This window comes from Burkholderia sp. E168m15, assembly GCF_016586105.1.
GTDB lineage: Bacteria > Pseudomonadota > Gammaproteobacteria > Burkholderiales > Burkholderiaceae > Burkholderia > Burkholderia orbicola.
Genome location: NZ_BCPO01000115.1, coordinates 1 through 16865, shown reverse-complemented (window position 1 = coordinate 16865; position 16865 = coordinate 1). Strand labels below are relative to the sequence as shown.

Below are 16865 nucleotides of genomic sequence, written 5' to 3'. Positions count from 1 at the left end.
CGTCGCGACGGCCGGCGCGGCGGCGACAGGCGCGAGCGCCGGCACCGGGACCGGGACCGGCACCGAAACGGGCGCGGCGCGCATCGAAGCCGTCTCGATCGGGCGCGTCGCTGCGGGCGCCGGTGCGGCCGAGCCGAGCGGCGGCAGGCCCATCCGGTCGCGCACGATCGGATCGCGATACTTCACGTCGTCCGCGACGGTCGCTTCGACGCTGGGCGCCACGTTCGAACGCGCGAGCGGCGCGGTCGTACCCGGGCACAGGTGCCCGGTCGCTTCCACCGCGCGCCGGTTCGCGTCGCTCTGGCACAGCAGCGCGAGCGCCACGTCGGTCAGGCCCATCGCACGGAATTCACGCGCATCGAGACGCCGCACGCAGGCCTGGTCGACCAGCGTCGTGCCGCCCGTCGCGCCGAACCCCGGGAACGACACGCCGACGCTCACCGAGCCCATGCAGGTATCGGACAGTGTGGTCGTGAGGCCCGGCGCCTGGATCGACGGGTTCGTCTTGATCGTCTGCGTCCCCGAGTAATTGACGTTTTCCGTCGCCTGGGTGTTGTACGGGCTGGAGCCTGGCGCGCCGGCCGCGAGCGTGTTCGTGCTCTGCGGCGTCACGTTGCCGCCGGCCGTGCTGGACGGCATCGTCACGTTGACGTTCACGCTCGAATTGCCGCTGCCGCGCACCCCGCTGCTGCTCGTGGCGTTGCCGCCGCGCGAGCTCGTGGTGTTCGTGTTCATGCTCGAGCCGCCGCCCTGACTGATCGCCGTCGACGATGTCGACGATTGCGCGCTCGACGTCGAATCGGCGGTTTGCGCCTGGGCACCGATCGTGGTCATCGCGAACATCGCCGCACATGCCACCTTGATCCTGTTGCTGTTCATTTCACTCTCCGGACGAGGTTTGACCTCCGACCCAGGCAACCGTACTAATTCCCCTGAATGCCTTCAGTTTTCGCTGCTTCCCCGAACTGCTTCCAGCCGCTGCCCAGCTGGGACCACGAGCCGGCCGACATGCCCTGCCACTGCTGGGTGTCCGGTCCGCCGATGGCACTGCCCGACGAAAGCGTTTGTTGTTCTGACGGTTTGGTTGTCTGGTCAGGTTTGTTTGACGTCTGCATAGTCGATTGCCCACCATCGGCGGCACGGTCAGCGCCATACGCCGTCAGAGACGCGAACATCAGAGCGGCGGCAATCAGGTTCTGCTTCATGCCAACTCCTTACGTGACAACGATGCGGAAAAGAGACCAGCGTCGCTGGGAAACTGGAAACTGGTCCCCCCACACCTGACTAATGACTGCTCCCGGTCGCGCTCGAGTCGCCCTGGCTTCCGCCCGATGCGGACGGCGAACCGGCCGGACCGGTACTCCAGACGGTCGACGAGTTGTAGTGATTCGAGCCCGTGATCGCGCCCGACCCGCCACTGCCCGTCCATCCCACGGCACCCGCGTTGGCATTGCCGTGGTCGTTCGCGCCCGTGGCCGTGTAGTGGTTCGCGCCGAGTACGATCGTGGCGGTCACCCCTCCCGAAAGCGCATTCGCGTTTTCGTTCGTGCTGCCGTTTCCAGCAAACGAGCCCGCGGCACCGATACCGCCGCCCGCCGCGAACGCGCCCCCGTTCGTGCCCGAACCGCTGGCCGTCGAAGTCGAGTTGTGATACGCGGATGCCGTGCCGGCGGAGCCGGCGGGTGTCACGGCACTGCCTGCATTCGCGCCGGCCGTCGAAGTCGAATTGCTGGTATAGCTGCCGGAGCCGACCAGCACCGAACCGGAAACACCCGCCGCGACGGATTGCGTCTGGTTGGTCGTGGACGATCCGGCCGCCAACGCAGCGGACGAAATGACGGTGAGCGCTGTCGCTAAAATGACTTTGGCTTTCATAGCAATTCCTTGCTGTGAGGAAGTTCGACGGTGGCGGAGCCGGGCCTGCCCTTGCGGGACAAGACCCGGCATCCGTGCCGCCAGCCAATGACGAACGCTACGCGTCGCGGCTTAGTGGTGATACGTCCAGCCGGTCGAGCCCGCGTTCGCGCCGCTGCTGCCGCCCGCCTGTGCGCCGCCGAAGCCGAAGCCGCCGACCGTCGACGTTTGCGTGTGGTTCGTGTACGAGATCGAACCGCTGCTGCCGCCACCGGCCGTTGCGCCGGCTGCGCCGAGTGCCGAGCCGGAATCGGTCGCGGTGAAGTGGCCGAACCCGGCGACCCCGGCCATCGTCTGGCCACCGCTCGACGAATTGCTGCTCGACACCGTGCCGCTGCCGGCAAACGCTGCACCCGAAACCGCCAGAACTGCTGCTGCAATCAGAAGCTTCTTCATGGTCGACTCCAAAACGGCGTGGAGAGAATGAGCATGGAAGGTCGCACGCCATCAACCTTCTTGCCTCGAGCAATCCTTAAAAATAAGGATCACTATCAAATCAATAAATCATTGTTTAATCGCAAATCGGTTCTTTTATTTTTTGTCCAGCCGAAGTCTAGTTTTATGTTTTTAAGTTGTCCAAAATTTCAGAGTAGGTGTTTTCTATTATTTTTATGAACATTGAATTCCAATCAAAAACACCTCGATTAGATTCACCGGAATGACGCGCACATCTTTCCGGCTCGCGATTTCAATACCCCGTCGAAAACCGATGCCGGCACTGGCACCCGATTTCGGAATTGAAAATTCGCGAATGCATCGACTACCGCTAAATGCAGCGACCGCTCGATACGCGCCCTTTAGCCGGGCGACGACGGGCCTGCATTGCAGCCAGACGACATGTCTGCTCCCTGAGCTATCGAAGAAAGGCCTTCCGGATAATCCGGCCGACGCGCGTTCGATCTAATCCGGCCGGCGCCGGCACTGGCCCGGCGCGATCGAAACGGCTCTGCACGGTTGAAGAGGAATCGGCGTCATGCTGTCCGGCACGAACAGCCTGCCCCATCCGGGAATGCTGAATGAGGTCGAGCACCGCTGTCGCCCGGTTGCCGCACGGAACGGCAACCGCTCCAGCACGCGGCGCGCGCGGAGGGCGGGAAATCGGCAAGGCGCGACCCTCGACGCTGGCACTGCGTCGCGAGCACGACCCCGATCATTCCGACTACCCCTGTGATGCGCAAGAAACGCGCGGATCAAGCCACTGCTTATAGTGTTCATCGCCGCTTCCCCGACTGGCTCGTGACGAACTGGTCGCCCCCACATCGTTGTTGCATCGTGTCGACCGCTCGCCGGTGCGTTCAATCTCGCAAACCGCATGCCATGCGATATGCCACCGGGCGTTGCGCGCGGCATGCGGCCGCCAGGCCTGACCATTACGCCCGGAACGGCATTTTTTGTTTCAGGAATGTATCGCGACAACGATGGGCACACGGCGGTTATCATTGAACAATGCGACGCAATCCCGTGAGTTGACGGACGAATCCGGCGCGCCGAAGCGCGCCGGACGCCCCAGCGAACGGGTGTTTCAAACTTGAGAAGCGCGCCTCGGCGCATGGCCGGTGGCTCGTACGTTTCCGCTGACAAACCGCAGGTTGCGGCTTGCCGACAACCGTCCGTTACCCCTGGCGAACGGAGCTCCCGGCGCACGACGCTCCGTGCGGCACGGCCACCGATAAGGCTGTAACCCGGGTTCACTCCGAAATACGAGACGAATTTGATTCATTCGTGAAAATACCGACACGATCATGCGGTGAAAAATCTTGCCGTCCGGCACATTTCGGGCGTAACAATTAAAACAAATGTAAACGCATGACCCGACAGAAACACGAGCATCATTTTTTCATTTCCATTCGTTTCGCCTTTCACCCCAGGGTCCATAAGATCCACTCATTGAAGAGACGCTTTCGATCACTTATCCGCTTGATTCTCATCGCTGAAACATGCCGATTGAAAACGGCTTTTAAGCCTCCAATCCCGTAAAAGCCTGATTTATCGCTCGTTTCGTCGTATCGAACCGTATCGATCCCGCGATCGCCACGGGCGCGTCCCTGGCCCCACGATTCACGCCTGAAACACAAACATGCGTGCCGAACGGTCATTGCGTGGCCACGCCCGCATGCAGCGGGACTTCGTCGTTCATGGCATGCCGATTGCCTGAGGTCCGGCTCTCACCGAGCGGCACGCCACGGCACACGCAATACAAGCGGTGGCCGCTCGTCAATCAGCGTATCGGGGAAAAGGCGATGAAGATCACCACCGATCGATCGACGCTTGCGTCGTTCAAGCATCAACGGGGTTGTCAGCGAAACCGGAGCGCCTGTCGCGGCGCTTCGTCGACATCGGCAGAGGCGGACCGGCGCCTGCCGAAGCGATACCCGTGCGGCGGGATGGAGCGCGTGCGCGACGCCGTCGAGCAAATCGACGTGTGGTTCCTGGAGATGCTCGACGAAGAGGAAAGCCATGAATGACAGGGGCGCGATCGACACGCGTGCCGGTCTGCGCGCACCGGTCACGGATGGAGCAGGCTTTCTCGGCAGCTACGTGTGCGTACGCGTCGTCATGAAAGGCTCATTCGTTAGGAATGCAGATTTCCACGAGCGCGGTCACTTCGACGAACCGCGCCTGTCGATGTTCGACTGCCTGCGCCACGCGATCGGTCGTCGCGCAATGACGATCGGCGAGCGACCGGCCGTCAGCCGAGCAGTTCCTTCTTGCGCAGATGCACGACGTCGCGCATCGGCGGCGCGCCGAACAGCCGGCTGTATTCGCGGCTGAACTGCGACGCGCTTTCGTAGCCGACGACGGCCGCCACCGATCCGACGTCGCCGCCCTGCCGCAGCAACAGCCGACGCGCCTCGTGCAGCCGCAATTGCTTCTGGTACTGCAGCGGGCTCAGCGTCGTCACGTGCTTGAAATGATGGTGCAGCGACGACACGCTCATGTTGACCGCCTGCGCGAGCGACTCGACGCGCATCGGCTCCGCGAAGTGATCGCGGATCCATTCGATCGCACGCGCGATCCGGTGCGTCTGGCTGCCGGCGATCGCCATGTGGCGCAGCCGCGTGCCCTGGCCGCTCGTCATCAGCCGGTACAGCACTTCCTTCTCGATCAGCGGCGCGACGACCGCGATGTCGGCCGGCGTATCGAGCAGCCGCAGCAGCCGCAGCGCCGCATCGAGCAGCGGCGGCGTCAGCTCCGCGAGCGCGATCCCCTCGCCTTCCGGGCCCGCATCGGGCTCGGGCAGCCGCATCTCGGCCGCCAGCTCGACGATGCGCTGCGGATCGAGCGTCAGCGACAGGCACAGGTACGGTTCATCCGCCGACGCACGCGTCACGCGTGAGAGGATCGGCAAGTCGATCGACGTAATCAGGCAATTGTGGGTGTCGTATTCATAAGCCTGGCCGGCCACGATCACGCGCTTCGCGCCCTGCGCGGCGATCACCAGCGCGGCGCGCGACACGGCGCAGCCGAGATCGACCGGCCGCGTGTGCCGATGCAGCATCAGGCCCGGCACGGCCGTCGAATGCGAGCCGTCCGCGGGCGCGAAACGGCCGATCAGCGACGCCAGTTCGCGCCGCCCGGCTTCGCGCGACGCGACGATATCGGTCATGTCCATGACGCATCCTCGAATGATTTCCCGTGTCGCGCGAGCATAGCGAAACGGCTCGCGGCGTGCAGGGAATTTGCAGGATTGTTCAATAAATTTGCAGGATTGGGTAGACGCAAAAACCGATGCCTCGCGCACACTCCCGGCTAACCTGCCCGTATGGCGGGTTTTCCCCACGGAGACACACAACATGCCTACCTCGTTTGTCCTGAACGGCAAGAACGTCACGCTCGACGCCGATCCGTCGATGCCCGTCCTCTGGGCGATTCGCGAACACGCGGGACTGACCGGCACGAAATTCGGCTGCGGCATGGCGCAGTGCGGCGCGTGCACGGTGCATCTCGAAGGCCAGGCCGTCCGCTCGTGCGTGCTGCCGCTCGCCGGCATCGCGGGCAAGCACGTCACGACGATCGAAGGCCTGCAGAGCAAGCCCGCCCAGGCCGTGCAGGCCGCGTGGGTCAAGCTGCAGGTGCCGCAATGCGGCTATTGCCAGTCCGGCCAGATCATGTCGGCCACCGCGTTGCTCGAACAGAACCCGAAGCCGACCGACGCGGACATCGACGCCGCGATGAACGGCAACCTCTGCCGCTGTGCGACCTACGCCCGCATCCGGGCCGCGATCCACGACGCGGCCGCGACGCTGGGAGCCTGACCATGACGATCGAACTCGACCACACCGATGCGGTGCGCCCGTCGCGCCGCACCTTCCTGAAAACCGCGGGAGCCGCGGCCGCCGTCAGCCTGACCATCGGCTTCGACTGGGCCGGCCTCGGCCGCCGCGCGCTCGCCGCGACCGCCCCGGCCGGCGATTTCGCGCCGAACGCATTCCTGCGCATCACGCCCGACGGCGCCGTCACGGTGATCGCGAAGCACGTCGAAATGGGCCAGGGCGCGTATACGGGCATCGCGACGATCGTCGCCGAGGAGCTCGACGCCGACTGGTCGAGCGTGCGCGTCGAAAGTGCGCCGGCCGATGCGAAGCGCTATGCGAACCTCGCGTTCGGCACGATGCAGGGCACGGGCGGCAGCTCGGCCATGTCGAACTCGTGGCAGCAACTGCGCGAAGCGGGCGGCAAGGCGCGCGCGATGCTCGTGTCGGCCGCGGCGGCCCGCTGGAAGGTGCCGGCCGGCGAGCTGACCACCGCCAACGGCGTCGTCTCGCACGCGAAGAGCGGCAAGACGGCCGCGTACGGCACGCTCGTCGCCGATGCGTCGAAGCTGCCCGTACCCGACAAGGTCACGCTGAAGCAGCCGGCCGATTTCAAGCTGATCGGGCACCGGATTCCGCGCGTCGACGGGTCGTCGAAATCGAACGGCACCGCGCATTTCACGCTCGACACCACCTTCCCCGGCATGCGTGTCGCACTGCTGCAACGGCCGCCGCGCTTCGGCGCGACGGTGAAATCGTTCGACGCGACGGCCGCTAAGGCCGTGCCGGGCGTCGTCTCGGTCGTGCAGGTGCCGGGTGGCGTCGCGGTCGTCGCGACGGGCTTCTGGGCCGCGAAACAGGGCCGCGACGCGCTGAAGATCGACTGGGACGAAACGAAGGCGGAAAAGCGCGGCTCGGACGAACTGATGCGCGAATACCGGCAACTCGCCGAGAAACCGGGTACGTCCGCGCGCAAGGACGGCGATGCCGATGCGGCGATCGCCGGCGCGGCGCGCAAGGTCAGCGCGACGTACGAATTCCCGTATCTCGCGCATGCGCCGATGGAGCCGCTCGACGCGGTCGTCAAGCTGACGGCGAACAGCTGCGAGATCTGGGCCGGCGACCAGTTCCAGACGGTCGACCAGGGCAACGCGGCCAAAACGGCCGGGCTGAAGCCGGAACAGGTGAAGATCCATACGCTGTATGCGGGCGGCAGCTTCGGCCGCCGCGCGAATGCGTGGTCGGATTACGTGGTCGAGGCCGTGTCGATCGCGAAGGCGCTCGGCGCGGACGGCAAGCCCGTCAAGCTGCAATGGACCCGCGAGGACGACATCCAGGGCGGCTTCTACCGGCCGATGTACTTCCACAAGCTCGACGCGGGCCTGACCGCGGACGGCAAACTGGTGGGCTGGCGCCACCGGATCGTCGGCCAGTCGATCCTCGCCGGCACGCCGTTCGAGGCGTTCATGGTCAAGAACGGCGTCGACGCGACGTCGGTCGAGGGCGCGGCGAACCTGCCGTACGCGGTGCCGAACGTGTCGGTCGAGCTCACCACCACCCAGGTCGGCCTGCCGGTGCTGTGGTGGCGCGTGGTCGGCAGCTCGCACACGGCCTACGCGGTCGAGGCGTTCATCGACGAAGCCGCGCACGCGGCCGGCAAGGACCCGTATGCGTTCCGCCGCGACCTGCTCGCGAAGGAGCCGCGCATGCGCGCGGTGCTGGAGCTGGCCGCGCAGAAGGCCGGCTGGGACCCGGCCAAGCCGCTGCCGAAGGGCCGCGGGCGCGGGATCGCGGTGGCCGAGGCGTTCAAGAGCTACGTCGCGCAGGTGGCCGAGGTCTCGGTCGACGCGGACGGCAAGGTGAAGGTCGAGCGCGTGGTGTGCGCGGTCGACTGCGGGATCGCGATCAATCCCGACATCGTCGCCGCGCAGATGGAAGGCGGCATCGGCTTCGGGCTCGGCGCGGCGATGCACAGCGCGATCACGCTGAAGGACGGCCAGGTAGAGCAGCGCAACTTCGACGGCTACCACGTGCTGCGGATGGCCGAGATGCCGAAGGTCGAGGTGCATATCGTGCCGTCGGCCGAGGCGCCGACCGGGGTCGGCGAGCCGGGCGTCGCGCCGGTCGGGCCGGCCGTGGCGAACGCGATCTTCGCGGCGACGGGCAAGCGGCATTACGTGCTGCCGTTCGATTCGGCGGATAGCGCGAAGGCTTGATGTGATGGGACGCCGGCTGCGGGGCGAGGGGTGCCCTGTGGCCGGCGTTTTTTTCGGCTGCCCATGTAGGGTTCGATGTCGGCAAAAATCTTCGCCAACCATTTGATTCAAAAAGAAAACCCGGCAAGCCCGGTAGGGTTCGATGTAGGGTTCGTTATCCCAGCCGAAGCCTCATCCGGCCCGCCCCCGAAATCCGTACCTCCCCCACGTTACGTCAGACGTAACGCCCGTAACGTCCCCGCCCGATGCTACGTAACAATCCTTCACCATTGGTATGGCCCTTTCATCACGCCCCCGGCGTTGCGCGTTAAAAATTCTTTTTAAATTCAAGGCTGCTCCGCCGTTCGCGGCCTTCCCGCACGCTATTACCCCCTGACAACCGTCCCCTGGCCCGGAAGTTGCAGCACAGGACCCCGCAAACACTCCTTTATGGACATGCGAGGGCCACCATGGATTGCAAATACCTGTACATCGACAACATAAAAATCAACTTCGTGCGCCGCACGATCGAAATCGACAACAAGGTCGTTGACGTTACGCCGCGCGAATTCGACGTCGTCGAATTCCTGCTCGACAACATGAACAAGATCGTGCCGCGGCAGGCAATCCAGGAAGCCGTGTGGGGCCGTGAGCTCGGCGTGTCGTCACGCACGCTCGACACCCATATCTCGCGAATCCGTTCGAAGCTGCAACTCGAACACGACAAGAACCTGCGGATCATCCCGATCTACGCGGTCGGCTATCGGCTGGTGCTGTTCGGTGCGGCGATGACGCACGTCGAGCGCCACGACGCGGCGCCGGTGCTGCGCGCGGCGCCCCAAGCCGCGATGGCCGCCGACTACGCGTAACGCTTCGCCCGCGCGCCGCCCGTTCGCGGCGCGCGGGCCACGCTTGTCCCACCGTGCTGCGCGGATTCGCAGCCCCTCGCGGCCTGCCAGCCGGATGCGGCCTGCACGCCGCCCGGCCTGTTAGCCAGTCACGCCCCAACCGCCGCCTCCGGGCGGCGGTTGCTTTTGACCGCCGGCCGTCGCACCGCCCGCTCCGCCGCACTTCGTCACGCTTCGTAGCACCCCGCTCCCGCCGCCTCCGCGCGATGGCCGCGACTACGGATTCCGGCGCGGCACGCGGCCAGCGCCGTCCCTACAATCGACGCAGCAGCCGCGCGCCTCTCGGCGCCGCCGGCCCCAGAACAACCCGTCGAACCAACGCCGAATCCGCCCCGATCCCGCCGTGCCTGCGCTGTTCCTGACGAATGCCGACGCCGGCGACGCCGCGAACCGGGCCCTGCCCGCTGCTTCCCCGCCGCCCGCCGCCGCGCCGGCCGCGGTCGCGCTCGACGCGTCGCCCTACCTGCCGCGCCTGTCCGCCGCCGCCGCGCGCGGGCTGTCGCATGCGTACGGCGCAACCGGCGCCGTCCCGGTCACGCTCGGCGAGCATGCGTACGAGGTGCGCTGGCGCGTCGACGCCGAGCCGGCCACCGATGCGCACGCATACCGCTTCGTCGTCGGCCCGGCCGCCGGCACGCTGTGGATCGACCCGCTCGCGGAAGCCGAATGGCTGGCCGATGCGGCCGACCCGGCGGTGCCCGCCGTGATCCGCGCGGCGCTGCTCGCCGATCTGTGCGCGCCGCTCACGGCCGTGCTGCAGGCCGCGACGCGGCAGCGCGTCGAACTGCTGCCGCCGCCCGACGGCGTGCCGGCCTGGCATGCGTCGCCTGCCGCGCTGCGGTTCGAGTTGCGGCGCGCCGACGCCACGTGGCGCTGCCACGGCGCACTGCTGTTCGACGCGCCGGATGCGCTGGCCGTGTTCTTCGCGGCCGCGCCGGCCGCGCTCGCCGACGCGCGCGCGGCCTATGCGAACCTGCCGGTGCCGCTCGTGTTCGAGATCGGCCGCACCGAGCTGACGACGGCCGAGCTGGCCGACGTGGTCGGCGGCGACATCATCGCGATCGAGCGCTGGCAGGCGCACGAGCAGAACCTGCTGTGCGTCGCGCGGCTGCCGGCCGCGCCGGCATGGGAGATCACCGGGCGGCCGTCGGGCAACCGGCTGACCGTCGAACGAATCAGGGAGATGCCATTGGAACCGACCCGCACCGACTCCGCGCCGCCGACGACGCACGACGCGCCGCCCGCCGACGTACCGCGCTCGCTCGACGGCCTCGCGGTCGACCTGCGCTTCGAGCTGCCGCCCACGTCGATGCCGTTGGGCGAGCTGAGCGCGCTGCAGCCGGGCGCCGTGATCGAGCTGCAACAGGGAATCAACCAGAGCGTGATCCATCTCGTCGCGAACGGGATGCTGATCGGCACCGGCCACCTGATCGCGGTCGGCCAGAAACTCGGCGTGCGCGTCGTCACGCTGACGCAACCCGCGCCGCGCGAGCGCTGAACGATGGGCAACCTGCCGAATCCGGTCGCGCTGATCGCGGTGATCGCCGCGCTCGGCATCGCGCCGTTCGCGGCGCTGATGGTGACGAGCTACACGAAACTCGTGGTCGTGCTCGGCCTGCTGCGCTCCGCGCTCGGCATCCAGCAGGTACCGCCGAACCTCGTGCTGAACGGCATCGCGCTGATCCTGTCGCTGTTCATCATGGCGCCTGTCGGGATGTCGATCCGCGACGCGCTGCAGGCGCGCCACTTCGATGCGTCGGGGCAGTTGTCGACCTCGGACATCGGCGCGCTCGCCGACGCGGCGCTGCCGCCGATCAAGGATTTCCTCGTGTCGCATACGCGCCAGCGCGACCGCGAATTCTTCGTGCGCACCGCGACGTCGGTCTGGCCGAAGAACCGCGCGGACGGCATCAAGGACGACGACCTGCTCGTGCTGGTGCCGAGCTTCACGCTCGCCGAGCTGACGAAGGCGTTCCAGATCGGCTTCGTGATCTACATCGTGTTCATCGTCGTCGACCTGCTGGTCGCGAACATCCTGCTGGCGCTCGGGATGCAGATGATCTCGCCGACGACGATCTCGGTGCCGTTCAAGCTGCTGCTGTTCGTCGCGCTCGACGGCTGGTCGCTGCTCGTGCACGGGCTCGTGCTGTCGTATCGGGTCGCCGGAGCCGGATGATGCGCGCACGCGCCCTGCGAACCGCCGCCGCGTGCGTTGCCGCGCTCGTCGCGCTCGTGCTCGCGTGCGGCCAGCACGGCGTCGCGCATGCGGCCGGCAGCGCCGCCGGTTTCGCGCAACTCGCTCGCGCGTGCGCGCCGAACGTCGACCCCGATACGCTTGCCGCGCTCGTGCGCACCGAGTCGGGCTTCAATCCGTATGCGATCGGCGTAGTCGGCGGACACCTGACTCGCCAGCCAGCCTCGCTCGACGAGGCGCGCGCGACCGCGCGCGAACTGTCGTCGCGCGGCTTCAGCTACAGCGTCGGCCTCGCGCAGGTCAACGAACGCAATTTCGCGAAATACGGGCTCGACGAAGCGACGATGTTCGAGCCGTGCCGCAACCTGCAGGCCGGCGGCGCGATCCTGACCGAATGCTTCGCGCGCTCGTCGGGCACCGGCCGCGCCACGCAGGCCGCGTTGCGCGCGGCGCTGTCGTGCTACTACAGCGGCAATTTCACGACCGGTTTTTCGAGCGGCTACGTGAGCCGCGTCGTCGCGAGCGCGCAGCGCAATGCGCGCGAAGGCGGCGTCGAACCGATTCCCGTCGTGAGCGACACGACGCCGGCGCGGCAGCGACGCATGGACGCGGTCGCAACCACGCCGCCCGATCGCGCGCGCAGGCTGCCGTTGCCGGCCGCTTCCGCCGACGCACCGTCGTGCCATGCGCGCCCGGTCGTGATGATGTGCCGCGGGCTGCCGGCGAACCAGGCGAAGCGGCTCTGCGTGCGGTGTCTCGATCAGTGACCGCATGATCGCGCGCGGCGCCGTGCGTACGCGCCCGCGCCGCTTTCAGGGGTCCGAACGACGACGCGCGGCGTGGCTGCCGCTCGCCGCGCGCATCTCGTAGCCCGCGCGACGCCTGGCCGCCGACCGCTTCCTGCCGCTACGAAACAGCGGCGTTCCCGCTGCCGGGTGCGTCCGTACACTCGAACGATCACGTCGCGGCGTGCAGGACGCCGCACGTGCCGCGCATCGCGCGGCTCAACGGAGACGAGCATGCTGTTGATCGACGGACTGGGACTGGGTGTCAACTGGCAGCGCTTCCTGTCGGAAACGCTGAATCTGGTCGTTGCACCGCCGCCCCCGCCTCCCCCGCCGCCGAAGAAGGACGACCCGGCCGCCGGGCCGGCGAACCCGACCGCCGCCCCGCCGATTCCCGTCACCGCCTCGCTGGCCACCGATCCGTCGAAGCCGACCAACGCCGAGATCCAGTCCGCGACGTCGCTGATCCAGAGCATGGCCGCGCAATATACGGCGCCGCCGCCCGACATCACCGTCGAGAACGACAAGACGCGCGCGGTACAGAAAGCGATCCAGGACGCGCAGACGAAGTACGACAACGCGTCGCAGACGCTGCAAGGCGCGCAGAACGTGCTGCATCTGGTCAACCGCGATCCCGAGTCGACGGCCGACGACCGCAAGACCGCGCAGGCCGACTACGCGAAGGCGCGCACGACGGCCGACACCGCGCAACGCGAGCTGAACGTGACGACCGACGCCGGCTACATGATCCTGTACGGCGAACAGGCGAATGCCGACATGCCGGCCGGAATGAAGATCGACGATTCCGGCAAGGTGACCGACCCCGGTGACGCGCAGCACGCGGCCGACCAGCAGTTCAAGACGCTGCTGGACGCCTTCCCCGATCATGCGAACGATCCGAACTGGGTGCCGCAGCCGGGCGACTGCAAGAACCCGCTGCAGATCCGGCTCTACGACGACTGGCAGACCGCGAGCGCGAAGGCGGCCGTGGGTGCGTCCAAATACTTCGCGGACGTCGCGAATTCCAACCTCGCGTATACGCAGTTCCAGTCGTACCTCGCCGATCCGGACTACAAGGCCGCGCTCGATGCAGGCGTCGGGCGGCTGAACGACGCGCTGCAGCCGCTGGAGCTGCAGGTCACGATGCCCGATGCGCCCGCTTCGCAGGATGCCGCACAGCAGGCCGTCACGTCCGCCGCGAAGGATGCGAACTATGCGAACGCCGCGTACGGCGCGGCCAACGACAGCCTGTCGCTCACGAACGCACAGCAGCGCTACGATTCGGCCAGCGGCAAGGAAGGACCGACGGTGATCGTCCCGAACGCCGTGTCGGACGCGAAGACCGCGCTCGCCCGCGCGCAGACGGCCGCGAACACGAGCGGCGGCTATCTGCAGATGCTGTCCGCGCAGCGGCAGGTCGACACGCTGCAGGCCGACTATACGAAGAAGCTGGACGCATCCAGCGCGTGGCACAAGGCCAATCCGCACGCGATGATCAAGGACCCGCAGGTCGATCTGGACCTCGGCGATGCGTATGCGAAGCTCGATCAGGCGAAGCAGCAGGCGAGCATCGCGCACGACGGCTTCGTCGTCGCGTATGGTGCGACGCTCGCGCAGCAGTACGACGATCAGGCGTCGCAGATCAAGGCGCGGGTGAACGCACAATCAGTATTCACGAAGCCCACGCTTCAACCGCCGCTGCTGACGCCGTCGCTGTCGACCGCGAACGGCCTGCCGGGCCTGCCCGCATCGTCGTTGTCGACCGCGACGTCGGCCGCCCCCACCGGCACGCCGACGCTGCCGAGCGCGTCGCCGCAGGCCTCGCCGACGTTGCCCGGGTCCAATGGCGCATCGTCACTGCCCGCGTCGCCGCTGCTCGACAGCCCGTTCCTGCTGCCGCAGTCGTCGGGTCCGTCCGCCGCGCAGGCCGGCCCGACGATGCTCGACGTGAAGCGCATGCAGACCGTTGCGGGCGCGATCCGCGCGGCCGACAGCCGGATGTCCGATTCGGTGAACGAGCGCGCGACCCAGCTCGCGCTGTCGCAGGCGCACATCAAGCAGACGCAGGCGAAGAGCACGCTCGAGTCGGTGCAGAAAAAATACGACGACTGGGCAGCCGCGAATCCGCCGCCCATGCGCTTTCGCACCGTCGCGGGCGACGACATGATCCCGGCGCCGTCGGCGCCGCGTCCGAACCTGTATCAGGTCGAGCTCGACAAGGCGAAGGCGGCCGTCACGCAGGCCGACAACGCGGTGCAGCGCCTGCAGCTGCTGAGCGAGACGTCGCACCAGCAGGTGCTGATGGACCGGTTCGACGCCGGCCTCGACGAACGGCTGCGCTATGCGGCGCCCGGTTCGGACGCCGAGAACGACTACAAGAAGGCGCTGCACGATTTCTACGAAGCGCATCGCGGCGAGTTGTCGAACTCGCTGCTCGACGCGGCCAGCGCGAGCACGAACAACGGCGGCACGATCGCGTTCGGCAAGCTGACCGACAACGAGCAGCGCAACCTGATCGGCGTCGCGCTCGGCATGCAACCCGACGTCCAGAACGACGCGGCGTCGGGCGACGATTCGGACCCCGTATCGCCGACGAAGGACGACGTCGCGCGCTACACCGACAAGGACAAGCTGAAGACGATCAACAGCGTGCGCGACAAGCTGCTGTCGATTGGCGGCGGCGCGACGACGCAGGTCAGCGTGTTGCCGATGGTCTACGCCGCCAAGGATGCCGGCATGACCACCAGCGCGCTGTTCAAGGTCAGCGGCAAGGACGGCACGCAGTACGTCGACGAGACGGCAAGCAACTACGACGACATCAACGATTACATCGACAACAACGAGCTGTCGACGGACGGCACGGTCGACATCGCGACCGGCCACAACGCGGACGGCACGCTGCAACTCGTGTCGAAGGCCGCGCATCACGAAAGCGGCTTCGACAGTTTTCTGAACACGCTGACAAGCACGGGCCTGAACATCGGCATGATGGTCGGCGGAATGGCGCTCGAAGGCCTCGGCACGCTGCTCGACGGCACCGGCATCGGCGCGATCGTCGGCGTCCCGCTGAACATCCTCGGCGCGGGGATGATGTACACGGCGATCGGCGCGACGATGACGAGCGCCGGCCTCGATCTGGCCAACCGCGCCGACCACGGGCGCAGTCTCAATCCGTTTACCGACGCGGGTGCGCGGGCCGACTTCATCAACCTCGTGCCGATGGGCGCGGCGGGCGCCGCGAAGCTGGCCGGCAGCAAGCTGTTCACGCGCGCGGTCACGGCGCTCACGCGCACGCCGAAAGTCGCGTCGGTGCTCGCCACCGGCGCGCGGACCACCGCGGTCGTGACGGGCGTGGGCGGCGCGGTCGAGGCGTTCGGCGAAGCGGGCTACGAGTATTTCGTTACCGGCGACAAGAAGGCGGCCGGCGAGCAGCTCAAGTCCGGGATCACCAACGTCGCGTTGATGGCCGCCGGCGGCCTCAAGGAGCGCGCGGTGACGTCGGTGCGCACGCGCATCGGCCAGCCGGTGCCGATCCGCGGGGCCGACGGCAAGACCGTCAGCGTCGACAGCCAGACGATCGGCCGGATCCTCAACAGCGGCGACGCGTCGTCGCTCGCGGCCGGTCGCACACGCGTGACGCTCGACGGCGAAGCCGTCAAGGTATCGCCGGACGGCACGCTGCGGGTGGGCGACAAGGTGCTGACCTACGACAACACGCCGATTCGCGTGCTCGACCGCGCGTCCGCGAAGCGCCTGCCGCCGGGCAAATCGGTGGTGCTCGGCGAGGACGGCACGCTGTCCGTCGTATCGGTGTCGCCGAAGGCCTGGACCAATGGCACGCGTGTGGACGACGTGACCGGCACCGGCGAGCGCATGTCGTTCGGCCCCGACGGCGAGATGAGCGTGACGCCGAAGATCGTCGCGAAGACGCCGCTCGACGTGCTGCAACACGTGCTCGACCAGGCCAGCGACGCCTACCGGCAGACGGTCGCCGGCGCGCAGGCGCCGCGCCGCCTCGCGCAGACGGCGGCCGAAGGCGAAGCCGCGAGCGTGTCCGCCGACGCGCGCAGCACGCGCCGCAACAGCGAGGAACACGCCCGCGTGCAGCAGCAGCGCGACGAAACCGATGCCGAACGCAGCACGACCGCGAGCGCCAACCGGCGCAGCGCCGACACGCAATCGATGCGCTGGCGGCCCGTCGCGGCCGACGAGCCGGCCGGCCCGGGCACGCGGGCGAAGCCGGACGGCGCGCCGCCGCGCGTCAACGCGAAGGTCGTCGATCTGACGGACGACGCGCCCGTCGCGCGCGCGGCGACGTCCGATCCGGCCGGCATCGCCGTGCCGCGCGGGCCGAGCGCCGAGCCGATGGACGTCGGCGATCGCACGGTCTACGTGGTGCGCAGCGGCGCGACACCCGACGCGCCGGGTGCGCGGCCGCCGTCGCCGCGCCCGCAGGATTTCGAGGAACCGGTGATCGTCGTCGCCGGCGAACACGACGCCGCGCTCGCACCCGAGCTCGCGAACCGCTGGCAGAAGCCCGTCTACGCGGCCGCGCCCGACGCATTCGGTGCGGACGGCCAGCTGCGCGCGGGCGCGCGCGTGCTGCGCTTCGATCC

General features: G+C 67.6%; 11 protein-coding genes and 2 pseudogenes. 8 read left to right on the top strand and 5 right to left on the bottom strand.

Annotated features, from left to right (window positions below; translation table 11 throughout):
* The 4 genes and pseudogenes from JMF86_RS18330 to JMF86_RS18315 form a co-directional block, all read right to left on the bottom strand.
* Positions 1–879: pseudogene (locus JMF86_RS18330) on the bottom strand (chemotaxis protein CheA); the annotation flags it as partial.
* A gap of 44 nt (positions 880–923) precedes the next feature.
* Complete coding sequence (locus JMF86_RS18325) at positions 924–1205, bottom strand: hypothetical protein (RefSeq protein WP_011547315.1); 282 nt, start codon at positions 1203–1205, stop codon at positions 924–926.
* Between the two features lie 79 nt (positions 1206–1284).
* Positions 1285–1875: a hypothetical protein gene (locus JMF86_RS18320; protein ID WP_011547314.1), complete on the bottom strand. Its 591-nt coding sequence runs from the start codon at positions 1873–1875 to the stop codon at positions 1285–1287.
* A gap of 111 nt (positions 1876–1986) precedes the next feature.
* On the bottom strand, positions 1987–2310 hold the full coding sequence (locus JMF86_RS18315; protein ID WP_011547313.1) for a hypothetical protein: 324 nt from the start codon (positions 2308–2310) through the stop codon (positions 1987–1989).
* A gap of 1844 nt (positions 2311–4154) precedes the next feature.
* Here JMF86_RS18315 and JMF86_RS35085 point away from each other — a divergent pair.
* The gene (locus tag JMF86_RS35085; protein WP_226134186.1) at positions 4155–4379 is read left to right on the top strand and encodes a hypothetical protein; all 225 of its coding nucleotides are present in this window, start codon (positions 4155–4157) and stop codon (positions 4377–4379) included.
* 224 nt (positions 4380–4603) lie between these two features.
* Here JMF86_RS35085 and JMF86_RS18305 read toward each other — a convergent pair whose 3' ends face one another.
* The gene (locus JMF86_RS18305) at positions 4604–5527 is read right to left on the bottom strand and encodes an AraC family transcriptional regulator (protein ID WP_006480869.1); all 924 of its coding nucleotides are present in this window, start codon (positions 5525–5527) and stop codon (positions 4604–4606) included.
* Between the two features lie 181 nt (positions 5528–5708).
* On the opposite strand from JMF86_RS18305, the gene JMF86_RS18300 reads away from it, so the two are divergent.
* The 7 genes and pseudogenes from JMF86_RS18300 to JMF86_RS18270 all read left to right on the top strand — a co-directional run.
* Positions 5709–6170 carry a (2Fe-2S)-binding protein gene (locus JMF86_RS18300; RefSeq protein WP_006480868.1) on the top strand — a complete coding sequence of 154 codons (462 nt, stop codon included), beginning with the start codon at positions 5709–5711 and terminating at the stop codon, positions 6168–6170.
* 2 nt (positions 6171–6172) lie between these two features.
* Entirely contained in the window at positions 6173–8383 is a 2211-nt protein-coding gene (locus JMF86_RS18295) for a xanthine dehydrogenase family protein molybdopterin-binding subunit (RefSeq protein WP_011547309.1), read from the top strand.
* Positions 8384–8832: 449 nt separating this feature from the next.
* Positions 8833–9231, top strand: coding sequence for a winged helix-turn-helix domain-containing protein (locus tag JMF86_RS18290; protein WP_011547308.1), 399 nt, complete (start codon positions 8833–8835; stop codon positions 9229–9231).
* 382 nt (positions 9232–9613) lie between these two features.
* Entirely contained in the window at positions 9614–10768 is a 1155-nt protein-coding gene (gene sctQ / locus JMF86_RS18285; RefSeq protein ID WP_011547307.1) for a type III secretion system cytoplasmic ring protein SctQ, read from the top strand.
* Positions 10769–10771: 3 nt separating this feature from the next.
* Positions 10772–11446 (top strand): type III secretion system export apparatus subunit SctR, encoded by a 675-nt coding sequence (gene sctR, locus JMF86_RS18280; protein ID WP_006480865.1) that lies wholly within the window; start codon positions 10772–10774, stop codon positions 11444–11446.
* Complete coding sequence (locus JMF86_RS18275) at positions 11446–12231, top strand: lytic transglycosylase domain-containing protein (protein ID WP_041489367.1); 786 nt, start codon at positions 11446–11448, stop codon at positions 12229–12231. The genes sctR and JMF86_RS18275 overlap by 1 nt, the downstream gene beginning before the upstream one ends.
* 252 nt (positions 12232–12483) lie before the next feature.
* Positions 12484–16865 (top strand): annotated as a pseudogene (locus JMF86_RS18270) (LWXIA domain-containing protein); the annotation flags it as partial.

Bases quoted from the DNA above. Each gene is read 5' to 3' on its own strand.
- JMF86_RS18295 (WP_011547309.1), top strand. From the start codon at position 6,173: ATGACGATCGAACTCGACCACACCGATGCGGTGCGCCCGTCGCGCCGC.
- JMF86_RS18325 (WP_011547315.1), bottom strand. From the start codon at position 1,205: ATGAAGCAGAACCTGATTGCCGCCGCTCTGATGTTCGCGTCTCTGACG.
- JMF86_RS18290 (WP_011547308.1), top strand. From the start codon at position 8,833: ATGGATTGCAAATACCTGTACATCGACAACATAAAAATCAACTTCGTG.
- JMF86_RS18320 (WP_011547314.1), bottom strand. From the start codon at position 1,875: ATGAAAGCCAAAGTCATTTTAGCGACAGCGCTCACCGTCATTTCGTCC.
- JMF86_RS18300 (WP_006480868.1), top strand. From the start codon at position 5,709: ATGCCTACCTCGTTTGTCCTGAACGGCAAGAACGTCACGCTCGACGCC.
- sctR (WP_006480865.1), top strand. From the start codon at position 10,772: ATGGGCAACCTGCCGAATCCGGTCGCGCTGATCGCGGTGATCGCCGCG.
- JMF86_RS18275 (WP_041489367.1), top strand. From the start codon at position 11,446: ATGCGCGCACGCGCCCTGCGAACCGCCGCCGCGTGCGTTGCCGCGCTC.
- JMF86_RS18315 (WP_011547313.1), bottom strand. From the start codon at position 2,310: ATGAAGAAGCTTCTGATTGCAGCAGCAGTTCTGGCGGTTTCGGGTGCA.
- JMF86_RS35085 (WP_226134186.1), top strand. From the start codon at position 4,155: ATGAAGATCACCACCGATCGATCGACGCTTGCGTCGTTCAAGCATCAA.
- JMF86_RS18305 (WP_006480869.1), bottom strand. From the start codon at position 5,527: ATGGACATGACCGATATCGTCGCGTCGCGCGAAGCCGGGCGGCGCGAA.